The sequence below is a fragment of the Clostridium sp. YIM B02500 genome, assembly GCF_022324665.1.
Classification (GTDB): domain Bacteria; phylum Bacillota; class Clostridia; order Clostridiales; family Clostridiaceae; genus Clostridium; species Clostridium beijerinckii.
Genome location: NZ_JAKGTE010000033.1, coordinates 1 through 25,601 on the forward strand (window position 1 = coordinate 1; position 25,601 = coordinate 25,601).

A 25,601-nucleotide genomic window follows, 5' to 3' on the forward strand; every position below is an offset into this window, starting at 1 on the left:
TTTTATTCTACCTCCAACCTTATAAAATAAACATATTACTTTTTGAAGTTTACACGAAAGTCTTGACAGACTCAAACGCTATATTGCATGGCATAAAGTAAAGCAGTAGTTTTGCCACTACTGCTTGATTTTATAACGTATTGAAGTTGCAAAGTTGCATTGCCACACCACCCGTCATAATTTCGAATCCAAATCTTTCATAAAAAGCTGCATTTTTTCTCTCTTCTGGCATAATCTCAATATACAAATAATCCTTGTACTTTTTCTTAATCATTTCAATCATAGTTCCAGCAATTTTCTGACCTTGATAATTAGGATTAACTAAAACATAGTGAATATATGCAACCATTTCGCTGTCATCTAAAACTCTCACTAGACCAACTAATTTATCTCCATCCCAAGCTGTTAAGACTGTAGAAGAATTCATCAGCGCTTTATATAATCGACTTGGATACTGTCCTGAAACCCAGCCAACAGATAAGAATAATTGCTGCACTTCCTCTTGTGTAAATTTCTTTTCCTCTATGTAAGTAATCGCCATTAAAAAATCCCTCCTTTTCTATACTTATAGTCACATTTTTTACATTGCGTCATTGTATTTTCATTATCTTCCTTATGATATGCCCCTGACCATCTGCAAATACTCTGCAAAATAGGAACCACAGAGTTCCCCTTCTCAGTAAGACAATACTCCACGCGAGGCGGAATTTCATCAAATGACTTTCTTAGCACAATATCATTTGAAATCAGTTCTTTTAGTGTTGATGCCAGAACTGCATCTGTTATATTACTCATTTCTTTTCGAAGTACACTGTATCGCAAAGTTCCTTTTCCAGCCAAAACGCATATTATTCGTGACTTCCACTTTCCACCGAAAATTTCAAGTCCATATTCAAGTGGACACCTGATGTCATCTTCCATTTTATGTTGATACATTAACTTCACCCCCTTACAATATCAAAAGCACAATACAGCAGAAATAGGCTCAATATAAAATTGATAGGTTTGTAATATTTTTCGTAAATATGCTGCATTTTAATTCCAACAAATGCCCATGTTAAACAAGCTGCACCTCCAACGCTTACTACTCCTACGCCTGCCAAAAGCAAACCTGGCAAAGTACTAATATGTGGAGCAAGATAGACCATAAGCAGAGTCATAATATAAAAATAAATTTTTACATTTACAAATTGAAGATAGAAACCTTCTTTAAATGACGCTCCTTCATCTTTTTTATCCTTTAGTGGTTTGCTCAAAACAATGGTTACCGCTAACCAAACCATATATATACTTCCAATATATTTCAGCACAATAAGCACTGGCGTGAGATAAGCGTTCAATCCATATATGGCCATGGTACAAATAAACTGCACACATGCATAACCTGCACAGATTCCAAAAATGAGTCGTTTTCCTTTTTTTCATCCAAATTGAGTTATAGTATTTAGGGGTAGAATATTTCCAGGACCTGGGGTAAAAGAGCAAACCAGCATATATCCTAACATTGTCCCAAAAACTGATATCGACATTTTATCCTCCTATTTTTCTTATAAGTCCGTAACAATTCCAGATTGCTACGCCTCTTTCATATTCAAGTGAATTTAAAACTATTATAGAAGGCTGTCTATATATTAACAAGTAACTATGAAATTTATTAGTAACTTATAAATTTACGGATATCTTTTTCTCTTAGATTGCTTGAAATATAATTATACCAGACTCAGGAAAGCAAAATGAGTCATATAAAGAAATTGGAGGTAATACTTATGAAAGTAAATGCTTATTTAGAAATCACAATGAAAATCGAGGAAGCTAAGCGTCCTGCAGCTGCTAAGGTTTACAATAATTATCGTGGACCATTTCTAGAAACAATTGAAGGTGCTTTGACAAAGGATCTATTAATTCGTGATGAGGATGTTCAGGTACTTCATGGCTTCGATAGCGTAGAACATGCACAAGCTTACCTATCAAGCTCAATGTTCCAAAATGATGTATTCGTCGGCTTAAAGCCACTTTGGAGCGCTGACCCAGCTGTAAAGATTTATAGCGTGGCATAATTTCTTGAAACATAACGTAATTTATCCGTGTATCACTATTTGATGCACGGATTTTTTATAAGAATAGCTAGACCAAATCAACTTTCGTATTTGTACCTTTCTTTTTGAGCTCACCCATTATATATGCATTTTTCTTTATAATCCACAATACTTTAACATTGTGCAATAATTTACTTACCATCTTAATATTCGAATAGTTTTTTTTAAGTTTCACATAATAAGAATTAAATGAGTTAATATTTTATTTATTATAAGGAACTTGAAAGGTGGATAATCTAATGAAAAAATTTATTGCTATATTTTCTATTTTTCTATTTTTGTCATTTAATATAAAAAGTCCAACTGTTATGGCACAACCTTTAAATAAAACCTTGTCTGAAGGTATATATAGAATGAAAGACTTAGACTTAATGGAAAATATTATATACAATATTCAAAATGGCTCTTCTGCAACCATTTTTATGATCATAGTAGATGATAACGAGCAGATAATAGAATCACGTCGTTTGCCAGCAAACTCAGCTAAATACAACATTGGTCCTTTCAAATATGATGATAAACTTGTAATATTAGGTCCTGGTGCAATAACCCTCACAGAGTAATAGCATCAAACTACTTGAAGTATACAATGATGGTTAGCCACAGATGCTAATGCTAGAAAAAATACTATAAATTTTAGTATTCTAACAAATGTACACTCAATGGTTGAAACTTTTCCACTAGAACAAATAAATTCAGCGTATGAAAAAATGATGACTGCTAAGGTTCACTTTAGAGCTGTTTTAACTACGGAATAGTTTAATTAGAATTTTTGTTATAGAAACAAATTCAATAAAAACTACAAACTATATGTTCCTTTTCTTCATTAAAAAGACAATACTACCTTTCACTTTGAGATAGTATTGTCTCATTTTCTTACAGTAATTTAAATATAATTAGGCTTAAATTTCTCTACTTCCACACAATCAAAACTTTACTTTTTTATATTTTCATTTACTTTTTCTGCTGTTTCTGTCACGCTAGATTCAGTTGCATCTGCTCCTGTTGTTTTATCTCCTGAAGTATCAGTTCCAGCTACATCTTTTGCTACTATTTCAGCCGATGTAGTTTTATCTCCTGTCATCGCGATTTCCGTTTTTTCTATTCCTGCTGTTTCATCTACTGTTACTGCCGCTCCTGTTGTTGTCTCAGTTTTCGCTATTTCACTTCCTATAGAATTGCTATTAAGTACTATATTCCTGAACTCGGATGCTCCATTCCATACATTTAATCCAAATTTCCCGGTTGTATAATAATCCTGAGTTATATCACATACCTTTTTACTATTTATCCAATAAATAATATGATCTCCATTTATCTCAACTTTTAAATGGTATCTATTATATTGTGCTTCAGGAACATCACCCTCTGCAAATGTAACCTCTTTCATACCGCCAGTTTCATCTGGAACTTGTCCAAACAATCTATAATGACCCCATTTTCCAACATTAGCTATAATTCCTCCATCTCCAAAGTAATTATCGCCTTGAGCAAATAATACAACTCCTGCTACATCACCATTTGCTGGATTTTGATTATGCCAATCACCTAATATTTTAGAGTCCACATCTAAAGTATAAGTTCCTTGACTTGTATCTATATTCTCATCTGAAATTGCAAAACCATTGTTGTTCTTGCCACCATCTACTACATAACTATCATCAGAAACATGCAAGTCTTTTGGTGTATTATCAAAAGTTAAACCTGAACCCGAAATGCTTGTTTCAGTACTTGGAACATCATTACTAAGATTTACATTTTTAAATGATGTTGCTCCTCCATAAACATTTAATCCAAATCTTCCTGTTTCATAATAGCTTTGTTTAGTGTCACAAACTAATTCATCATTAATCCAATACTTAATGTGACCATCGCTAACTTCTGCCTTCAATTTATATATGCTATCATCAGTCTTTGGAACTATCCCACTATTTAAATCGCTGACTTGTGGATTTCCATTTGCATCAAACCCTGTAAAGACAAACACTCTATATTCGCCATTTTTATTTATATTAGCTATTATAGAACCTTCCTTTGGATTTGCACTTTTTGATAATAATACAAGGCCTGCAGTACTTCCATCTGACACATCTGCATCTGCTTTCAAAGTAGAAACCTTTCCACTTACATTAGTTTCTTGTGCAACAGCAAAGCCATCATCCGAACTACTTCCTGTATAACCGTTATCTTTTACATACCAATCTCCAGTAGTTTCAAAATTAGTTAAGTCTTTTATTATACTGCTTGGATTGCTGTCATACACACTTACATTAATTGTTTTGCTTGATTTTTGATCTTTTGATGTAGCTGTTAAGTTTGTATTCCCAACGCCTTTTGTTTTAAAAGTAGTTTTTTCATCATCTTGATTTACAATTTCTAAAATATTAGAATCAAATGTCCAAGTAACACCTTGCTCTGCTGTTTCTGGAACTGTAGCTGTATAAATAGTAAATTCATCACCTACTTTTTTGCCTAGATCACCTTCACTCAATGATACTAATGCAGAATCTTTACCAGCAACCTCATTATTCCAAATACTACTTAATGGATAATATTTAATTGTAGCTGTTGAATTTCCACCAACTGAATATACTTCAATACCATCACTAGAACGATTAGGGAAAATTTGAGCTGAACCAGTTACTTCACCATTGTTTCCATACACTTCTACTGAAGCTGCATCTACAAAAATGTGTAATTGAATCTTACCATCAGATGTTTTACCCATTTTTTGACTATAAGCTTGTAAAAATTTATCTGCACTTGGTGACTTTCCTGATTTTGAACGGTCAAGTGTTACTTCTTCAGTTTGAGTATTATATTTAACTATAGTTTCCTGACCTGCAGATTTTCCAACTCTTAATTTGAATCCAACTTCTGTTGTAGATGCATCAGGTGTGAATTCTGCTACAATTTCGTATTGGCTTCCAGATAAACCGCTCATAATATTAGGCTTATCTGGAGAAATTGTAACATTATCAAAAGTCGTAGGTGATTTACGTAAAGTTTTATATTCTTCTATTGGTTGTTGTATTAAACGAATTCCTGCATCTGTGTTAACTAATTTCAACTCAGTTTGTAAATCAAAAGATCCATTAAAAGTCTTTGTTATAGAAGCAACATTATTGCAATAATCCCAGTTATTCATCCAATTAATCATAATTCTTCGTCCATCTGGTGTACCGTTTTCACCTGTACCATAATAAGTTTGAGCAGCATATGAGTCTTTAGCAAAATTCATAGGTAAATGTTCATCATTATCCGTAACGAATTTCCACACACCATCTACTTCTTTGAAATCTCCAACTCGATAATATCTGCCACCTTCACTTAATACCCATTTATATGTTCCAGTATCTCCAACTTCTAATTTATATATATCTGGACACTCTGTTTGAATTTCTGGCTGCATTCCTTCTGCTTTCCAAGTTTTTAAATCTGTTGATGAGAAAAATCTTAGTGGTCCGCCAGCAACTACCATAAACCATTTTCCATCATTATAGAATACTTTTGGATCTCTAAATGCAGAATTATTTAATGGATCATTTTCTGCTGCAATAACAGGGTTTCCTGCATACTTAGTCCATGTTCTTCCATTATCTTTGCTATAAGCAATACACTCCTTTTGTTTTTCTGCACCGTTATCCATATAATCTTGAGTATAAATCGCGACTAATCCTCCGCCTGCAATTCCATCAAAGAAACCAGTAGTATTATCCTTATCTATAACTGCTGATCCTGAGAATATTGTTCCTCCTTCATCTGGATATAAAGCCATAGGTAGCTCTTCCCAATGAATTAAATCTTTACTTACAGCATGTCCCCAGTGCATTGGCCCCCATACTGATGCATCAGGGTAGTATTGATAAAATAAATGATATTCTCCATTAAAGTAAACCATTCCATTCGGGTCATTTGCCCAAGCTTTAGCCGGAGAATAGTGATATTGTTCACGATAATTTTCTAAATAATTAGTTGAAGTACTCGAATCAACATCTTTATTAATACTCTCATTAAATATAGTCGTAGCCGATGCAAGTGCCATTACTGCCGAATCTATATCTTTTTGTGTAGAACCTGCATTATCTACAACCGTTTGTGCTAGATCAATATCTATTTTAAATGTGGACTTCGCCCCAACTTTATACTGCCCTACTTCCGTTCCTTCTACTGCCGCTTCATATTTTGCTTTTGCAGTTGTTATTGCATTTATTAAGGATATTTTATTAACTTTACCATTATCATTATAATAACTGCTATCAAATATAGTCGTAGCTGTAGAAAGTGATAATACTGCTGAATCTATATCTTTTTGTGTAGAATACATATTGTTTACAACTGCTTGTGCTGCATCAATAGCTATTTTAAATGTGGATTTCGCCCCAACTTTATACTGCCCTACTTCTGTTCCTTCTACTGCTGCTGCATATTTTGCTTTTGCAGTTGTTATTGCATTTATTAGTTCTTGTTTGTTAACTTGACTGCTGCTACTACTGTGGTGGTGGGATCTTTCACTACTTGTAGTATTTGTTGAGTTGTTTTGTTCATTAGTTGTTGTATTTGATGTGTTATTACTGTTACCTTGAGTATTTGTTTCAGCTATTTTAACTCCATTTGAATTAAATGTCTTAGTTGATGCTAAATCTGAACCTATTGCTTCTCCACTCTGTGCAAATGTATGAGTTGCTCCATTTATTGTTATGTCTCCTACCCTCATAGCTCCTGTAGTTTCATCTAAAAAATAAGTTTTTCCATCTATTTTTACTACTCCAGTTTGCATTGTTCCTGATGTATCTGCAAAATACCACGTACCATTATCACTAATCCAGCCTGTTTTCATTGTTCCTGAATTATCTAAATAGTACCATGCACCATTATCGTTAACCCAACCTGTCTTCATTTCTCCTGATGGCTGCATATAGTACCATGTACCACTATCATTTACCCAGCCTGTTTTCATTGTTCCTGAATTATCTAGATAGTACCACGCGCCATTATCGTTAACCCAACCTGTCTTCATTTCTCCCGAATCACTTAAATAGTTCCAATTCCCTTCATTTTGTATCCAAGCTGCTGATGCACTTACTGAAGTAAATGTTGCTGTTGTCATGGTTGCAACTGTTATTGCTATTAACTTTAACTTTAATTTTTTCATTTTTTTACCCCTTTTATCATTATTTTTTAGAAGTGTTTATCCTTTGATTCTATAAATATAATTATTTTAGTACTTTTAAATTTGTACTTTCATAAGAATTTACTGTACTATATGAACTCCTCTGTCTTAGGTAACGTTTACTTTACGATTAAATTCACTATATAATCATGAGAATATTGTTTTTAATACAAATATAGACTACCCTACTAATTTAATTAATGTTAGACCTTTAATTTATAATATTAATTAGGTAATCTATACTGCTATAATAAATTTCAATTTAAAATGGTTTACTTAAAATAAGACTATGAATTAATGTTTATTGTAATATTCTAGACGCAACTCCTAAAATCCCTACTGCGAACAATCCAAAGATTATTAATAATGGATTCACGTTCTTCTTTAATAGATACATACATAAAAATGTTAGTAAAAGTGGAACTAATCCTGGCATTAAGCTGTCTAGTACACTTTGAATAGTTGTAACTACTTCTTTTCCATCAGCTTGTGTATATTTAGAGAGAACAAAAGGTATATTAACAGTTGTCCATTTTGAAACAAGACCACCTATAACAAGTAATCCAAGTACTGAAGCACCTTCTGTAAGATATCTAAGTTTATTTCCTCCCATATCAGCAACTAATTGAGTTCCTTTTTCATATCCATAGAACATTCCATACCAGTTTGTTGCAAGTCTTATTGCATTGAATCCTATGAAGAAAATTAGCGGTCCAATTATACTTCCTGTAAGTGCAAGTCCTGCCCCTAATGCTGCAAGCACAGGTCTTAGTGTTCCCCAGAATATTGGGTCTCCAACTCCGGCAAGTGGTCCCATAAGACCAATCTTAACACCACTTATTGATGCCTCATCTATATCTGCCCCATTTGCCTTTTGTTCTTCCATTGCTGCTGTTATTCCCATAATTGGTGTTGCCATAAATGGTTGTGTATTAAAGAATTCTAAATGTCTTTTAAGTGCTGCACTTAATTCGTCACCTTTATATAATTTCTTCAAAGCTGGAATTAATGTAACACAAAAACCTATTGCTTGCATTCTTTCAAAATTAAATGATCCCAATAAGAAATTTGAACGGATAAACATTTTTACTATATCACTTTTATTTAATTTCTTTTCACTCATTATTTTATCTCCTTTCTGTAATTACATTAACTCTGAATCATCGATATCATCAATACTTCCAGCTCCAGCTACTGCTACCTTACCTTCATTAGCTATTGATTTGATATGGAATATTGCTGCAATAACACCTACAGCACCAAAACCAATTAAATTGAAGTTTGTAAATGCTGCTAACAAGAATCCGATAAAGAAGAATGGTAGTAATGATTTACTATTCATCATATTCATTACCATTGCATAACCAACAACTACTATAAATCCACCTGACACTTGAAGCCCTCTTGTAATAACTTGTGGTATAGCTGCAAGTGCTGCATTTACAGCATCTGTACCTGCAAGTACACCTACGATTGCAGCTGGAATAGCTACACGTATTGCTTGAAGTGATAAACCTAGAATATGACACATTTCTATTCCTCTTGTGTTACCCTTTTCAGCATATTTGTCAGCTAAATGTTGGAAGAACACTGTTATTGTTCTTACGAAAATAGTAAGAACTTGTCCTGCTGCTGCTATTGGCACTGCAACTGCAATACCTGCCCCAATAGATTGCTTTCCAACGATTACAAGAATTGCTGATATTACACTTGCAAGTGCTGCATCTGGTGCCATAGCTGCACCAACATTCATCCATCCTAATGCTAACATTTCAAGTGTTCCACCTAGTATAATTCCTGTTTTAATATCCCCTAGTACAAGGCCTACTAGTGTACATGCAATTATTGGTCTGTGGAACTGTGCCTCATCAAGTACACTTGCCATACCAGTAATTGCTGCAACTATTACTAATAAAATTAATTGTAAAGTGCTCATTTATAATTCCTCTCTTTCTTTTTTTAATTTATATAAAAAAGTTTTTATATACTTATATAAATTGTAATTCTTTTAATCTGTCCATTAAGTTTATCTTAGTATCTTTTGCTAGTTTCCTTACCTCTAATTCGATACCTTTTTCATTAAGTTTTTTAAACGCCTCAATATCAATATCATTCATGCATAATGCATTTGTAACCTGTTTATCACCAGCCTTATAGCACATCCCTCCAACGTTTACAGATTTAATTGATACTCCACCTTCAACCATTCTTAATACATCTGTAGGGTTTGTAAATAAAAATAAAGTTTTAAAACTGTCAAATTTAGGATTATTATATGCTTCAATTGCCTTTGCTATTGGAAGCACATATGCTTTTATTCCTGGAGGCGATACTTGAATTACTAATTGTTTTCTTAAGTCATCTGCTGCAACTTCATCACTGCAGGCAAATATTCTGTTACACCCACTCTCCTTAGTCCAAACTGTTGCTACTTGTCCATGTATTAATCTATCATCTATTCTTACAAAGCTAATTTCCATTTTTTTATCTCCTATCTTTTAATCTTTATATTTACTTAAATTGCGATCATCATAATATTTTACAAAAAATTATCTAATTCTTAACTAATTACTAAATCCTTTATATCAGCTAATTGGTTAGCCCCAAGTAATTGATATAAATCGCTGCATAAACTTTCAATATTATCTTCCAAAGAACTTATGTATTCGTATTCTCACTTAACTTTACTTATTATAATTATGGAACTAAAAATGCAGTTATCTGAAATACTTATATAATTTCTTCATCTTCATCTATATTGATATTTTTAGTTAAAACTTTTATAGCCTCTTTTCCAGAGTTTTCTGCTACTCTTAACAATTCTGTTATGCTTGAAAAATCTCTACTTCCTAGAACCTCTAAAATCATTGGCAGATTAACACCTGCTACAATTTCCATTTTTTCATGTTGCATTGCTATTATACTTGCCGCATTAAATGGGCTTCCTCCAAACAGATCTACCATAAATAGTACTCCGTCTGTTGAATCTAACTCTTTTATAAGAGTGTTATATTTTTCTACAAGTGATTCAATTCCTTCACCTGGTTTAAAAGTAACGGCACCTACATTTTCCTGAGTTCCAAAAATCATTTCTGCTGATTTAAGAATTTCCTCTGAAAATATACCATGGGTACCTATAATTACTGAGATCATTACTCTATCATCCTTTCTTGCTACATATATTATTTTTATACTTATATACTAAGCAATTCCCATGCCAATCAAGGATGTAAATAAAAAAATCATCCAGAAATAAGGCTATAACTACCTTTTCTGATACTTAAATATTTTTGATTACACTATGAATTTAAGATTTACATACTTCAACTCACATTTAACACAGTTTATTAAATAATTTTGTAGAATTAACACACATATATATAAAAATTAACTGCCACTAACACACGATCCTTTTAGATCCATGTATTAATGACAGTTAACTTTTATATTTCATATTTTTAAGTCATAATTTTTCTATATATTCCGATTAAGTTTATAAATCCTAGTTTTAATCGAGCACTCAGCTTAATGGAGTTTTAAGCTTAAAATTATTATCACAACATATATACTAATTTAAATTTAATGTTTTAGTTAAATTCCTACACTAAACCAAGTTTCATCCAATTATATCAGCAATATAATAAATTTCATCATCTGTTAGATTTATTGATAATGCATTTTTGAAAACCAAACTCGCTTCCTTCAATGCTTCTATAGTTTCTTTATGAAAATTTATGTTGTCATCATCATATACTAATCCATTATTCAATACCATTCTTTCTAATGCGCATGCAACATGAAACATGATTCGTAATTTAACTGGATTTTCAAAGTTTACACTCAATAACCTTTCAGTAATATTCAAAAATTCATCTAATAGAGAATAAATTTTTTTTGGATTAAGAAATGTTATAAATTCAGCAATAGTTTGCGTACAGAGATTTTCAAATATTATTTGCTTATCTCCCGTATTTTTTATAGCTTCTATCTTTTTACCTTTAATAATACTTATTAATATATTCTCCCCTGTTCCATCGATTAATTGTTCTATAGATATAAACGGAATTCCAAGATTAGGATTTGAAATACCTATAATAGCCAAAATATTATTTTCTTCCTGAATCTTCTTAATTGACTTAGTTAAGTTCTTAAGTCCAAGTGAAATAATATTAACATTCTTAACACCAATATTATTTGTAACCGTTTCTACCAACTCCTTAAGCTTTATAGCTGCCCCTTTTCCAGTAGAACATACAGTAATTATAACCTTATTTTTTTCCTTAGTTTCTTGAATTGTCTGCGTGTTAATATTATTAGTGTATCCCCTAAAATCAGTAAGTAAATACGAATATACTGAATTTAAATCAACGTCACAAACAGAACACTTTCTAACAGCTTCTAGAACTAGTGGAGTTGAAACCATATCAATACTTTTTATGTTTATCCCTGTTTTTTCTGTAATAACATCTGCAAAACTATTTAACGATCCCATATCTACTAAAAGCAATACGCCTTTTCCCTCATCAACTTGCTTAACTTTTTCTATAACATTATCTAAAACATCTGATGGTGATCTTTCAAGAGGCATATCAACAGCAAGAATATTATCAGCTTCAAATAGCTTTTTAGCTACACTAACCATGCTAGTTGCAATTCCTGACCCATGTGATGCTACTACAATTCCAACTCTTTCTTGACGAGATGATTCTCGTATTGAATTTAATAATAATGCTAAATATTCAATCTCAACATTAGGTATACTTAGGTTAAAGTTCTTCTCAATAAGTGCATGAATTTCTTTAGCGACCTCATATTCTTTGCTTTCAATTGATATCGATAAATCAATATTTGATTCGTAGGAAACAGTATTCTTCTTAATCCTATTAAATAATGCACTAAAATGAAGACTTGTTGCATAGATAAAACGTTCATTTAATTTTCTATTCAATCTGTTTTCAGCTAGTATTTTTATCTTTTCTGAAAATTCCACAATATTTTTATCAACAATCTTTAATAGGCCTTCCCTCCGGCTTATATCATTGTTGAATCGATCATAGAATTGTTTTAAATGAATGCTAATATCTGTAGTAATAAATGTCTTTATTTCTTCATCATTCATGCCCTCTTCTTGAAGCACAGAAGTTTTACTCTCTATTATTCTATAAATATTAAATGGTGTTTCATAATCATCTGTTTCTAAAAATTTTCTATTTCCATCTGGCTGAATAGTAATATTATTAGGAATCATATTCCATATAGTCGTTTTATCTTTAGTTTGATTTCCAAAAGCTAATATTCCGCTTTTTATATTTGGAGGTAATGTACTTAAATTTATTTCAATGTCCTTATTTGTGTTAATACAATTAAAAAATCCCTTTGCACAAACCAATTGTATATTAGATTTTAGCTGTCCCACATTTCCATAATTAGTGCTGCCTATGAGAGCTTTAATTGCTTCTGAAGAAATCTTAATAGTTTTGTTCACTCTCTGTGCTTCTTTAGAAAGCAAATATTGTACAAGATCCAATTTTTCACTAATAGGTCTTTCATCAAAAGGTGGAATAGTTATTGTTATAGGGATTCTTCTAATAAAAGTCTTAAGCAGCGTAGAATTTGGATCCTCTGTTGTAGCTCCAATTAATAGCACATTTGCTTTATGCTGTCTATCTGTTTCGCCTAATTTGTTATAGGTTCCCGTATCCATAAAGTAAAATACCATTTCTTGCCCTTCTGGTGGTAATCTATGTATCTCATCTAGAAACAATATGCCTCCATCAGCTTTTTCAACTATCCCTTCCTTTTCTTTTTCAGCTCCTGTAAAAGCGCCTTTGACATGTCCAAATATATGTGATAGAAGAAGTTGAGGATTATTAGAATAATCAGCACAATTAAATATTATAAATGGCGGATCCTCTTGTGACTGTTTTATATTTCTATAGTATTTGTACATCATATTGGCAAATAAACTTTTACCAACACCAGTACTACCGATTATTAGAGTATGCAACCCATTCGGTGGATATAACAAAGCAGCCTTTGCTTGTTCTATTTGATTTTTCAAACTTGTATTAAATCCTATTAACGAGTCGAAAGGTGATTTATCTTCTTTATCCTCTAACAAATTGATAAAATCATTAATTTCTATCCCCTCTTCACATTCATCATTTAAGTTTACCTTTAATATTCTAATAAACTGTTCTCTATCAAAATATAGAACAGGTCTATTTCTAATTTTAATTATTTTCTTTTCTCTACAAAGAATATTAAGTTCTCTAGAAGCATTGCTCCTTAATATCCCCAAGTGTTCAGCAACTTGCTGCGCACTAAATCCCTTAATTTTAAATAATTTTTCTTTAGTAAATTCCCTAGAATTTGATAATATATACTTATAAATTTTATCAATTTGCTTCATGGCATTATCACTTTCCTTTAATCCCTAGTTTTAATTTTTAGTACTTACCATTACATATCCAAAGCTATAAATAACACTTCTATTTAAATTTTCAACTAAATACTTACCTAATTTCTTATTTAAAGCAATTATTATGCCAAACAAGAGTGTAAATAAAGCATATTATACTAAATTTACGCTTAAACCAGCTTCACTTAATAAAAATATTAACTCTTTACACTCTTTTTTTTAATTTACACAATGCAGATTTTCATTAACACACTTTTTCTCTTATTTTTTAGTACAATACACTCTAATATTATTGGTTGTATTTTTTCACACTAATATATATGTTACAATTGAGCCTATAAATTTTTACCTAGCTGAGCACTTTGCTTATTAGAAGTTTAAATACAAATTTATTATTGCAATATTTATTAAAATAATTTTCTTACTTCACTTAAAATAGGCATTGATGCTATTGCTCCATAATTTGTACATGTAATAGCACCTACTTTATTTGCAAATAAAATTATGTCTTTCCATTCTTCAAAACTTATATTTTGTTTATTCTCAATATCAGATACTTGTTTTAATACGGCTCCAACAAATGCATCTCCAGCACCAGTTGAATCTACTTGCTTAATTTCAATGGATGGAATTATTTCATGTTGTCTATTAACGCTTAGATATGTTCCTTTAGATCCTAATGTAATAGTTACAACCTTAACGCCTAATTCATGTAATTTATTAACCCCTGCTGTTATATCTTTTTCTTTAGTTAATAGAAATAGCTCTTCATCACTTAATTTAGTAAAATCACTTTTTCTTATGAACTCAACACTATCTTCAATAAACATTTCTAATTTATCTGGTGTTATTAATGCATCACGATAATTGGGATCAAAAGATACATATATATTATTCAATTTCGCATATTCTAATAATTTAAAATATGTTTTCTTTAATTCACCCTCTAAAAATCCTGTAGCAGAACCAAAATGAATGATATCCGAGTTAGTTATTTTTGATAAGTCAATATTATTAAATGAATATTCTCCATCACTGCCTCTTAGAAAATCAAAATTACGCTCACCATTTTTATCTATACCAACTAGTGCTATTGTTGTACTACCTTTTTCTACTGCCATTTCAGTATTTATATTTAAATCTTTTAACAATTCTATTAAATGTTTTCCAAAGTAGTCGTCACCAACTTGTCCTAAAAAATAAGCATTTCCATCTAATTTAGAAATACATGCTGCAACATTTGCTGGCGCTCCACCTGCTTTTTTCTCAAACTTTTCTCCATCTTTTAATCCTTTATTATCAACGCAAACCATGTCAATTAAAAGCTCTCCTATACAAAAAATGTTTTTACTCATCTTAATCCTCCATCTATCTTAGTTTATCTTTATTAAACTATAGAAATTTGCTTTGTAAACTAATATTTGTTGAAAATTTTATACTTATCTATGTATCTAAAATTAGCTGAATTATAAAGCCTAATTTAGTCGCTTTTTTAAACACATCTAAATATAATCCTTAATTTAAAACAATACTATGCTTTTCAATACTTACTTTTGCTTCACCCTTAGCACAAAACGAAATATCTGTTGCATCTAAGTTAGTATAAAAAGTAGATGTCATTACTTGTTCGCCATCATTTGCAAATATTTCAACAGAGTATTTATCTATAATTAATCTTAGTTTAATCTTTCCATTTTGATTTCTTATATTCATTTCTCTCTTATGTAAGGAATCACAAAGTTTCCCTGAATAACTTCTATCAAATGAAATGATATCTTTTCTTGGATCAAAAGTAACTAATGTTTCATAGTCATTATTTTTAGCAATTTTAATTATAAACTCTTCGCAATTTAAACCATCAATTTCCAGAGTCATATCTAATTCTCTTCCTGATATACCTTCTAACTTCACATTATCTTTAATTAATACATTCTCGTATTTAACAGAATTCTTATAGTAATTTCTAATTTCTCTAATTGGATTTTGGATTAGCTTTCCACCCTTTATTGTTAGTTCTCTAGGAATGCTCATCATTCCGCACCACTTAAAGTCTTTTGGAACAATATTATTTTCCCATGATTGCATCCATCCTATCATAATTCTTCTTCCATCTTCTGCTTCTAGAGTTTGAGGAGCATAAAAATCTAAACCAAAATCTATAGTTCCATAATCTTCTCTATTAAACGTATGATTTTCCTTATCATATTTTCCAATTAAGTACACCGTATTATGTCCATTATGGAATTTCAGTCCATTCGCCTTTACTTCCATTGGTGAAATAATCATGATATTATTTCCATCAATATTAAAAAAGTCTGGACATTCCCACATGCTACCTATCTCATTTTTACTTCTATCTAGAATACAAACAAAGTTCCATTCTTTTAAATCACTTGATTTATATAAAAGAATTTGTCCGCTTCCATCAGCATGCCTGCTAGCTACTACAGCATAAAACCCATCAGCTTCTTTCCATATCTTAGGATCTCTGAAATCTTCTAAATTACTACCTTCTGGTAAAGAATAACTTGTTATCACAGGATTACACGTTAGCTTTTCATAATTTACTCCATCTCCAATTGCAATACATTGAGTTTGTCTAATTATATGAGCCCCATCTTCTTGAACTTTGTCAAACACTCCAGTATACATGAGTATTTGCTTTCCATCTGACTCTACTGCACTTCCAGAAAAACATCCTCCCATATCATATTCCTGATCTGGTGCAAGAGCTGTTGGTAACTGCTCCCACCTTATAAAGTCCTTTGTCTTACTATGCCCCCAATGCATTGGTCCCCATTTAGTATCGTATGGATAATATTGATAAAAAAGATGATACTCCTTTGCAAATTTAGAAAATCCATTTGGATCGTTAATCCACCCGACTGGTGATGATAAATGAAACGATGGCCTCTGTTCTTTTGGTATACTCTTTATAGATTCTTCTTCAAAAACTCTTGCTTTATTTAAAATTTCACTACTATTTCTCACTATATTATTCATAATCATTTCCTTTCAATCATCTTAAATATTATATAAGCGACCATTCAAGCCGCTTATATAAGTTTTTTATTTTGCAAAGTATGAATCTAAATATTTTTGTTTAATTTCTAATATTTTTGATAAACCTTGATTATCCATTTCTTTTAAATAAGAGTCCCATTCTTCATCTATTCCACCATTTAAAATCCATTCAGCTTTCTTACGTTCTGTATATGCCTTTACTGCTGTTTCATATTGAGTAAGTTTTTCTATATCTTCTTGAGACATAAATACAGGTGGATAATTGTAATCAGCTTTCATATCTTTAACATAAGTTTTATGAAGTATATCTAATCTTTCTTGGGCATCATCTGGAGATGTTGTATACTTTCCATAATAACTATCAAGAACTGCTAATGGTCCTGAAACAAATTGATTTGCACGAACTTCCCATGGTGATGCTGTACCTAATTGTAAATGCTTTAAAGTTTTATTTTCTGTTAACTCAAATACATTTTGATTTTTCTCATCACCATATGTTCCCCAGTTATCTTGTATTGATTGAAGAGGTTCATATAACTTATCTATCCATTTTGCTGTTAATTCTAAATTTTTATTTGCTGATGTTACAACACATCTTCCTAAATCAAACCCATATCCATTTGATCTAGTAGCATTAACAGTTCCATTAGGACCTGCAAGTGCTGGAAGAGGTATATAATCATCTTTGTTTGCAGCTATATTAGCTTTATCCCAAGTGAAAAACATACCGTAACGATCATTTTTTCCCTTTGATACAAAAGTATCCCATTTTTGAGTAAACGCTTCTGGATCTATAAGACCTTCTTCTTGAAGCTTGTGAAGCCACTTGATACCTTCTTTATATCCATCTTGAGTAGTTGAATATACAACTTTCTTATCATTAGTCACCATATAATGATCTCCATTGTCTCCCAATCCAAAAGCCCCAAGTATAAATCCTGGATCTTCATTTCCGCCAACAGCATTAATAATAAATGACATTGGAATTACATCTGTTTTCCCTTCAGGGTGTTTATCTTTAAATGCTTTTAAAACTGTAACTAATTCATCAGTTGTTTTTGGTACTTGAAGCCCTAATTCATCAAGCCATTTTTTATTTATCCATGGAATATCTCCAACAGCTTGAATAGCTTCCTTTCCACTTCCTAATTCCTCTATCCATGGGAATGAATAAATATGGCCATCAGGTGCAGTAATCATTTTCTTATACTCTGGTTTTTCTTCTAGAACTTTTGATAAATTTGGCATATCCTTTGTTATTAAATCTTCAACTGGAATAATAACTCCTTGTTTTGAATAACGAAGTAAATCATTATTGTTCATACCAGCATTAAATACTACATCTGGAAGTGTATCTTTTTTTGATAATGCTAAATTCTTTTTATCAGGAAATTGATCATCTGTATAGCACGTCCAATCGATATGCACATTTGTTTCTTTCTCTAATCTTTGAAAAATAATTCTTTCATTTGGGTCTTGAGTCGAAATTGATGGCGCACTTGTAAGCATTTTTAAAGTAGCTGTTTCTTTTAATGGAAATGAAACATCCTTTAATGTAGCTGTATCTGTTTTCTTGCTTGAGCTACCACATGCTGTAAATGATAATACTGTTAACATAGCTAAAGAAATACTAACCAACTTTCTAATTTTATTTTTCCTCATATTATTTCCCCATCCTTTTTCTATATATATTTTTTTATCCCTTCACTGATCCTGCCATTATTCCCTTATCAAAATACTTTTGGAAAAATGGATACATAACTAGTAAAGGTAAACTTGAAACAACAATAGTGGAGTATTTTAGCAATTGTGCCATTTTAGCCATTGCTGCTGCACTTTGAACATCTGCAATCATACCAGGTCTTGGTGTATTTTGAATTAAGATTGATCTAATTACTAATTGCAGAGGTTGCAATTTAGTATCATCTAAATAAATCATAGCATCAAAGTAACTATTCCATTGAGCTACAAATTGATATAAAAGTAATACTGCAATAATTGGTTTACATACTGGAATCATTATTTTAAAGAAATGTGTAATATCACTTGCACCATCTATAGCAGATGCTTCTCTTAACTCTTTTGGTAAGCTTTGAAAATAAGTTCTTGCCAGTATAATATTCCATACATTAATTGCACCTGGAAGTAAAATCGCCCACACTGTGTTAAGAAGCTTTAGATTGTCAACCAAAAGATATGTTGGCATCAACCCTCCGCCAAAAAACATAGTAATAATATATAAAGTAGTAATAATTTTTTTCCCCACAAAATCTGGTCTAGATAATGGGTATGCAGCTAAAAGTGTGGCTCCAACTGAAATTACCGCATAAGCAGTAGAATAGAATACGGAATTCAAAAATCCTCTTAAAAGCATATCGTCTTTAAATACTCTTGTATATCCTTCTATTGACCATTTACTAAAATCAAATGTTATTCCTTGATTGTTTAATGTATTGGGATCCATAAAAGAAGCAACAACTATATATATAAGTGGTATAATAATAGCTAATACAAAAAGTATTACGCCTACATAACCACTTATTGTAATAGATTTATCAGAAAATGATAATTTTTTGAATTTTTTCATTTTCATTTTCATATTCATCTTATATTCCTTCTCCCTCGTTTAATTTTTTAACAATTGAATTCACAACTATTAATAAAACTATATTAATAACTGAATTAAACAAACCTACGGCTGTTGAAAAACTATAATCTCCATTTAGAAGACCCATTTTATAAACATAAGTTGGTAAAATTTCTGAAGTTGGTAAATTCAAATCTGTTTGCAAAGCTAATGCTTTTTCAAAACCTACGCTCATAATATTTCCTGCCGATAAAATAAATTGAATAACCATAATTGGCTTAATTGCTGGTAAATCAACATTCAAAATTTGTTGAAAAATATTCGCTCCATCTATAACAGCTGCTTCTGTTAATTCTTGACTTGCATTTGAAAGAGCTGCTGTATAAATAATTGATGCCCAACCAGTTGCCTGCCAAACTGAACTAGCTACATATATAGTCCGAAATGCACTAGGCATTGCCATAAAGTTTGTAGCAGTTCCAAAAAATTGATTAACTGGCCCAATCGGTGATAAGAAAACGATAATCATACCTGAAATTACTATTACAGAAATAAAATTAGGAGCATACAAAATTAATTGAATCTTTTTCTTAATTCCCTCACTCTTTATTCTTGCTAAAAGTAAAGCAAGTATAATCGGTAACGGGAATCCCCACAATATTCCATATAAACTTACCTTTAAAGTATTCATTAACAAAGTCATAAAATCTGGGGAAGATAAAAATCTTTCAAAATGTTTTAATCCTACCCACTGACTATGGAAAACTCCCGAAATAGCACTATAATCTTCAAATGCAATTAGTACTCCTCCCATAGGAATATACTTAAAAATAATTAACAGTATTAGTGGCGGTAGCGTGAAGAACAGATATAATTGATAATTCTTTTTGATATACTTTAACTTACTATATATTTTAGAGTTCTTTTTATTAATAATAGGATCTCCACCATCTAATCTGTTAAAATTAAATCTTGTACTTTTTACCCCATTCAAACTTATTTCCCCTTTCATTTTATTATTTAGTTTTTACATTTGTAACAAAAACTCAATTTACCTTTACAAATCCACTCTGCTTGTTAAATCTTTTTTGTAAACCTTATCTTTAATTTATAAATAGATATTACCAGATTTCCATTACATTTGTCAATATAAATATTACATTTTATCATCATTATACTTTTACATTTGCACACAAAATATATTATATCTCTTTTTATTTGCTAGCATTTATGTATATATAATTATTTTATTTTACATTTGTCACTTCATTTGTTATACTAATGTCAATAACAATACTTAAAATATTGATATAGATTTTATATGACAAAGAAAGGAGCCTTTAATAATGCTAAATAAGAAAATAACGGTTCAAGATATAGCCGATGAATTGGGGATTTCAAGGAATACAGTTTCTAAAGCTTTAAATAATACTGGAACATTAGCAGAAGCTACAAAATCTAAAATTATTCAAAAGGCAATTGAAATGGGTTACAAACAATTTGCATATGTAAACAATGTATCATCCATTTCTCCCAATTCATCTTTAAATAAAGAAATTGCACTATTAACAAGCAGTATGCCAAACAGTTCCCATTTTGGATCTCATCTTTTATCAGGTTTTGAAGAAAAGATGAGCACTCTTGGCTATAGATTATCTATGTATGTTGTTCGTGATAATGAATTAAATTCCTCAAGCTTACCATCCAACTTTAAGCCTGAGTTGGTTGATGGCATAATATGCATAGAAATGTTTGATAAAAATTATAGTGAGCTTATATGTGGATTAGACATTCCTACACTATTTATCGATTCACCTAGCACCCACAACAGTAAACCTGTAAATGCTGATATTCTTTTAATGGAAAATTTCCATAGTACTTATAATATTATTAAAACCCTAATTAATAATAATAAAACAAATATAGGGTTTGTAGGAGATATATATCATTGTGAGAGTTTTTACGAACGTTGGAAGGGTTATTGCTCTGCTCTATTAGATTCAAAACTCTCATTTGATATTAATAATTCTATTATCGAAAACGACAAAGAACCTTATGCTGATCCTGAATGGCTTGGAAACAAGATAATGGACCTTTCAGTTCTTCCTCAAGTTCTTGTATGCGCAAACGATTTTATTGCAATTAATGTCATAAGAGCTCTAAAACATAAAAGTATTTCTGTACCTGATAATATTTTAATATGTGGATTTGATGATTCAATGGAATCAAAAATAATTGAACCTCACCTCACTACCGTTAGTATTCCAAGTTATGAGATGGGAGATATTGCCGCAGATTTGTTACTTTCAAGAATAGATAATCCATCCATTCCATTTAGAACAATCCATGTTCGTACTTCACCTAAGTTTAGGGAATCTACTGGAAACTTACTGAATGAAATTAACTGTTAACCAATTAAAAATACCCTATAAAGATAAACAATTTAATAAAAGTCTATCTTTATAGGGTACCTTGTATGTGTAATAAAATACATAGTATTTCAATTTAATATTCTCTTTTAATAATCACTAAAAGCAATATTTAAATAACTAATTAGCCCCTAATACCCAAGGCTCCTGAATAGTGGTCTTTAAATTATTATAAGCATTAATGAGTGTTCTTAGTGATGAATCTAACTGCTCACTTTTTAGAACTAATGCATTATAATTGTTTTCTGTCATCAGTCCTACATCTACTTGTGTCTTTGCATATTTAAGTTTTGTGTTAGTTGACTTTATTGTATCATTTAAGTCATTTATTTTATTTTCCAAATCAAGCAACGTTGAATAAGCTTGCTTTAATCCATTTTTTAAACTCTTTTTTGAATCATCAAGCTTAACTTGTGCTTCCTCCACTCCATACTTACCATCTACATATGCTCCATACTTAGTAAGATCCATATAATATTTCAATGCATTTTTTTCATAATTTATAAGTTGAAGAGCATAAGAGCTAAGTCCAATAGAATACGCACCTTCGTCTAATTCAACTGCTCCTGTAGCATCATCTTTTTTCATATATGAAGCTGGAGATGGGATCCCACCAGACGGCATGCTTGGAATATCTTTATTCATAATATCTTTTACGCCATCATCCTTTAAGTCATCTAAATAATCGTTTGTAAGATTAATTAATTTCTGATTATATTTTAAATAAGTTTCAATTTTATCATTTATATATTCATCACTTGAACCATCAATTTTAAATAAATTATATTCTATATTGGGATCTACGGTATAATTTGATAAATTCAAATTAGTTAAAACTCCTAAATAATCCATGCTGTCCTTTAATGAATTTTCTTTTGCAGTTATATCATTTTTTAAAGAATTAATTTCAATCTGCTTATCCGTTAATTGATTTGAGGTTGCCATGCCTATTTGCACTTTTGTTTTAATAGTTTCTAAGTCTTTATTTTTTATATCTAAATTTGTCTTTGCTTGGCTTATATCTATTTGCTTTATAATAATTGCATTATACTTATTAGTGATGTCACTCGATATTTGATCTTGTAAAAAATCTTTCGACTGGTTTGTTTGTTTTTCTAGAAGCTCAAGCTTGTCATATGGAAAATCATATATTTTTTCACCAAGACTCTCATAAAAGTCATTAGTTTTATCCTGAATATCCTCTTTCTTTCTGTACATAGAAATTTGCTGAGACTTTAAATTTAAATCTTCACTATTAGTTATAGCTGCATTTATAACCTGATCTAAAGTAAGAATTGGTTTACCGTTAGATGATTGTCCATTTATTATTGAATTACTTTCATCATTTATTATTTGAGCACTTACTACTTCATTATTTTTTTGATTCTCTATTGCTAAGACTGGATTTATACTTCCGCTTACTATACTTAATCCAATTCCAATAGCAACTATCTTTTTTATATTCTTCTTCATTTATTCTTCCCCCTTATATTGAATATCTATATATAAGTTTCTATCGATATTTTTTCGTCTTCTTCCTTTGATATTTTCCTATTTCTATATTTACTCAGTGCAATTCTAGCAGAATATAATACAATTCCTATTAAAAACCATTCCAATGCATACATTATTCCACTTTTTATATATGGTAATATAATATCCCATCCAACTGCTTTTAAGTTTATGAATTTTAATGGAAGTGCTACATTCATAAATGGCCAAATATTTTTAATTATTCTAGGAAGTCCGCTAGGCATTGCATACTCTGGGAATGGAATTCCACTAGCTAAAAAGGTTACTATATTTATCATGGTAAAAAATTGAGTAAAATATATTAAATTATTAAATAACGCTGCAAATAAAACTCCAATAGCTGTAAGATCAATGAGGAATATTGAAGTCAACGTCAAGTATTCTAAGATATTTCCACGAAGAGGCAAATCAAAATATTTTCCTAAAATGCATAATGCAATTAAGCTTGAAAATACTGATATAAAAATAATCATTAAAACTCTTGTTAAAAGAATAAGTATGTTTTTTACGGTATCTTTTGATTTAAAATTTATTGAAGTTAACTTTTCTCTACTTTTTATTAATGCAGGTACTAAAAATGTCATAAGAAAAGTTCCCTGTAGTAAATATGGTACAAGAGAATACATCAAATACCGTATATAGCTAAGCTGTGGTTCATAAAGAACACGCTCACTATATGAAAAAGTCGTAATAGCTTTCTTTGCATTATATGGCATCATATTTTTCCCTTCGAATACTTTAAGTTGAATTCCAGCATTTATAGTTCCTGTGACTCCATTACAATATGCATATAAATTACTTCCAACAACAACATTTGTTTCATCTATTAATAATGCAACACTAGGGGATTTCTTCTTGACAACATCTTTGTTAAAATCTTTAGGGATTACCATTCCCCCACTAACCTTTTTCTCCTTAATTGCCTGTTGTAATTCCTCTTGTGAATCAGCATAATAACTAATATTCACACCTGGACTCTTTTTAAGTTCTTCTATTATAGTTCTGGATAAAGATGAGTTATCCATATCTACTATTCCGAAAGGGATATTTTCAATATAGACTTTACTGAAAATACAAGCCACAAAAATTACTATACTAATGTGAAGTAAACTAAGTGAAATAATACTTTTTTTATCTCTAGCTAGAAACTTCAGAAACCTCATCTTTTTTCCTCCTTCCAATAACTTTATTTAGAATTTTATCTTTAATATTAGTTCTTTTATTTGAAATACTTTTAATTAGCAGTATAACTAATATAATAGCCCATGTAAAAATCATATATTTTATCAAATAATATAGATTAGGCACTACATCATTAAAATTTAATCCTAAAAGAGATAGGTCTCTCATCGGAATTCCATAATATAAGAAAGGAATGATTTTAGATAATTTTTTAAACACCTCAGGTGCAGCCATTAGTGGAAATGTATACCCTGACAGTAAAACAAAAGATGAAGCCATAAGACTAGAACTACTCACTGCTTCCAGTTTATTTTTTATAATTAATCTAAATAAAATCCCTAAATTTATCATAGTAATACTAAAAGTTATAGTTAATGCAATTGCAGCTTTAACTGATCCTCTATAAGGCATTTGAAAATATTTATATTGTATAAACATCAATAGAAAAATTGACATTGAACCTATTAATCCAAAAATGATACTTTTAATTAATAAGAAAAAACAGTTCTCATTTTCCTTTACTACTAATGCACCAAGTGAAATAATTCCTATCTGGGCAATTCCAATTAACATTCCTTGAAGCAAAAAATTAGCTGTGCTTCTTGCTGAATTTCCTAAAAATATAGAATCAGTTTGTATGGGAATAATATTATTTTTAATTTCCTGAGGCATTATCCCAAGTTTACCTTCTCCAAGCTTCATTAAATAACTAACTTTAATAGTCCCTAAGATTTCAGCTATTCTAGTCTTACCTGCACTTACTGCTGACATCTGGGAGCCATCATAGCAAATCATTATTTTAGGCGCTTTTCCATCGTTTAAGTCTTTAGCAAAATTTGCAGGAATGATAATGCCAACCACGACTTTCCCTTCATCCATTAAATTTTTAATATCATTATCATTTTCACTATAATTAACTACATTAAATACTTCATTTGTATTTATTTGAGTAATAAAATTTTTACTTAAAGTAGAATCATCATGATCAACTATCATTGTAGGAACATTTTTTACTACATGTTCACTATATGTATAACCTAAAGCATAACTAGAAATAGCTGGTATTATCAAAAGTAACATAACAGAAACTATAATTTCTTTAGACTTTATAAATCTTTCTTTAATCTTCGATACTATTTCCTTCATACCTATTCTC

Annotated in this window: 20 protein-coding genes; 3 read left to right on the forward strand and 17 right to left on the reverse strand. The window is 30.6% G+C overall.

All coding sequences use genetic code 11. The features are described 5' to 3' along the window. Positions 1 to 130 precede the first annotated feature (130 nt). Genes L1S46_RS21255 through L1S46_RS21265 form a run of 3 tightly spaced genes read right to left on the reverse strand, consistent with a single transcriptional unit; the run spans position 131 to position 1,403 of the window. Positions 131 to 541, reverse strand: a complete 411-nt coding sequence (locus L1S46_RS21255) for a GNAT family N-acetyltransferase (protein WP_238900875.1) — start codon at positions 539 to 541, stop codon at positions 131 to 133. Next, positions 541 to 936 carry a helix-turn-helix domain-containing protein gene (locus L1S46_RS21260; RefSeq protein ID WP_238900876.1) on the reverse strand — a complete coding sequence of 132 codons (396 nt, stop codon included), beginning with the start codon at positions 934 to 936 and terminating at the stop codon, positions 541 to 543. The genes L1S46_RS21255 and L1S46_RS21260 overlap by 1 nt, the downstream gene beginning before the upstream one ends. Before the next feature lie 5 nt (positions 937 to 941). Beyond that, positions 942 to 1,403, reverse strand: coding sequence for a cysteine transporter (locus tag L1S46_RS21265; RefSeq protein ID WP_343217282.1), 462 nt, complete (start codon positions 1,401 to 1,403; stop codon positions 942 to 944). Between the two features lie 363 nt (positions 1,404 to 1,766). Between L1S46_RS21265 and L1S46_RS21270 the strand changes: the two genes are divergently transcribed. Together L1S46_RS21270 and L1S46_RS21275 are read left to right on the forward strand one after the other, a co-directional pair. Further along, positions 1,767 to 2,057: a hypothetical protein gene (locus L1S46_RS21270; protein WP_238900916.1), complete on the forward strand. Its 291-nt coding sequence runs from the start codon at positions 1,767 to 1,769 to the stop codon at positions 2,055 to 2,057. Between the two features lie 278 nt (positions 2,058 to 2,335). Next, positions 2,336 to 2,659, forward strand: coding sequence for a hypothetical protein (locus L1S46_RS21275; RefSeq protein WP_238900878.1), 324 nt, complete (start codon positions 2,336 to 2,338; stop codon positions 2,657 to 2,659). A gap of 371 nt (positions 2,660 to 3,030) precedes the next feature. Here the strand turns inward: L1S46_RS21275 and L1S46_RS21280 are convergent, their stop codons facing one another. The 11 genes from L1S46_RS21280 to L1S46_RS21330 form a co-directional block, all read right to left on the reverse strand. After that, positions 3,031 to 7,251, reverse strand: a complete 4,221-nt coding sequence (locus tag L1S46_RS21280) for a GH32 C-terminal domain-containing protein (protein ID WP_238900879.1) — start codon at positions 7,249 to 7,251, stop codon at positions 3,031 to 3,033. A gap of 319 nt (positions 7,252 to 7,570) precedes the next feature. Next, on the reverse strand, positions 7,571 to 8,392 hold the full coding sequence (gene manZ / locus L1S46_RS21285; protein ID WP_238900880.1) for a PTS mannose transporter subunit IID: 822 nt from the start codon (positions 8,390 to 8,392) through the stop codon (positions 7,571 to 7,573). 21 nt (positions 8,393 to 8,413) lie between these two features. Then, positions 8,414 to 9,205, reverse strand: coding sequence for a PTS mannose/fructose/sorbose transporter subunit IIC (locus L1S46_RS21290; RefSeq protein ID WP_238900881.1), 792 nt, complete (start codon positions 9,203 to 9,205; stop codon positions 8,414 to 8,416). Positions 9,206 to 9,257: 52 nt separating this feature from the next. Continuing rightward, the gene (locus L1S46_RS21295) at positions 9,258 to 9,749 is read right to left on the reverse strand and encodes a mannose/fructose/sorbose PTS transporter subunit IIB (RefSeq protein ID WP_238900882.1); all 492 of its coding nucleotides are present in this window, start codon (positions 9,747 to 9,749) and stop codon (positions 9,258 to 9,260) included. A gap of 250 nt (positions 9,750 to 9,999) precedes the next feature. After that, the gene (locus tag L1S46_RS21300) at positions 10,000 to 10,422 is read right to left on the reverse strand and encodes a mannose/fructose/sorbose PTS transporter subunit IIA (protein ID WP_238900883.1); all 423 of its coding nucleotides are present in this window, start codon (positions 10,420 to 10,422) and stop codon (positions 10,000 to 10,002) included. Between the two features lie 463 nt (positions 10,423 to 10,885). After that, positions 10,886 to 13,681, reverse strand: a complete 2,796-nt coding sequence (locus L1S46_RS21305; RefSeq protein ID WP_238900884.1) for a sigma-54-dependent transcriptional regulator — start codon at positions 13,679 to 13,681, stop codon at positions 10,886 to 10,888. A gap of 416 nt (positions 13,682 to 14,097) precedes the next feature. Then, positions 14,098 to 15,045 carry a carbohydrate kinase gene (locus L1S46_RS21310; RefSeq protein WP_238900885.1) on the reverse strand — a complete coding sequence of 316 codons (948 nt, stop codon included), beginning with the start codon at positions 15,043 to 15,045 and terminating at the stop codon, positions 14,098 to 14,100. A gap of 160 nt (positions 15,046 to 15,205) precedes the next feature. Next, positions 15,206 to 16,693, reverse strand: coding sequence for a glycoside hydrolase family 32 protein (locus L1S46_RS21315; RefSeq protein WP_238900886.1), 1,488 nt, complete (start codon positions 16,691 to 16,693; stop codon positions 15,206 to 15,208). Between the two features lie 66 nt (positions 16,694 to 16,759). Next, on the reverse strand, positions 16,760 to 18,376 hold the full coding sequence (locus L1S46_RS21320; RefSeq protein WP_026886974.1) for an extracellular solute-binding protein: 1,617 nt from the start codon (positions 18,374 to 18,376) through the stop codon (positions 16,760 to 16,762). A 34-nt stretch (positions 18,377 to 18,410) separates the two neighbouring features. Continuing rightward, positions 18,411 to 19,307 (reverse strand): carbohydrate ABC transporter permease, encoded by an 897-nt coding sequence (locus L1S46_RS21325; RefSeq protein WP_031276350.1) that lies wholly within the window; start codon positions 19,305 to 19,307, stop codon positions 18,411 to 18,413. Between the two features lie 13 nt (positions 19,308 to 19,320). Further along, positions 19,321 to 20,313 carry an ABC transporter permease subunit gene (locus tag L1S46_RS21330; protein ID WP_236887855.1) on the reverse strand — a complete coding sequence of 331 codons (993 nt, stop codon included), beginning with the start codon at positions 20,311 to 20,313 and terminating at the stop codon, positions 19,321 to 19,323. A 334-nt stretch (positions 20,314 to 20,647) separates the two neighbouring features. Between L1S46_RS21330 and L1S46_RS21335 the strand changes: the two genes are divergently transcribed. Then, complete coding sequence (locus L1S46_RS21335; RefSeq protein ID WP_238900887.1) at positions 20,648 to 21,712, forward strand: LacI family DNA-binding transcriptional regulator; 1,065 nt, start codon at positions 20,648 to 20,650, stop codon at positions 21,710 to 21,712. A 138-nt stretch (positions 21,713 to 21,850) separates the two neighbouring features. On the opposite strand, the gene L1S46_RS21340 is transcribed toward L1S46_RS21335, so the two are convergent. The 3 genes from L1S46_RS21340 to L1S46_RS21350 are packed head-to-tail and all read right to left on the reverse strand — an operon-like array spanning position 21,851 to position 25,591. Beyond that, positions 21,851 to 23,203 carry a TolC family protein gene (locus tag L1S46_RS21340; protein ID WP_238900888.1) on the reverse strand — a complete coding sequence of 451 codons (1,353 nt, stop codon included), beginning with the start codon at positions 23,201 to 23,203 and terminating at the stop codon, positions 21,851 to 21,853. A gap of 26 nt (positions 23,204 to 23,229) precedes the next feature. After that, complete coding sequence (locus L1S46_RS21345; RefSeq protein ID WP_238900889.1) at positions 23,230 to 24,426, reverse strand: ABC transporter permease; 1,197 nt, start codon at positions 24,424 to 24,426, stop codon at positions 23,230 to 23,232. Then, positions 24,401 to 25,591 carry an ABC transporter permease gene (locus L1S46_RS21350; protein WP_238900890.1) on the reverse strand — a complete coding sequence of 397 codons (1,191 nt, stop codon included), beginning with the start codon at positions 25,589 to 25,591 and terminating at the stop codon, positions 24,401 to 24,403. Before L1S46_RS21350 ends, L1S46_RS21345 begins: the two co-directional genes overlap by 26 nt. Between the last annotated feature and the right edge of the window lie 10 nt (positions 25,592 to 25,601).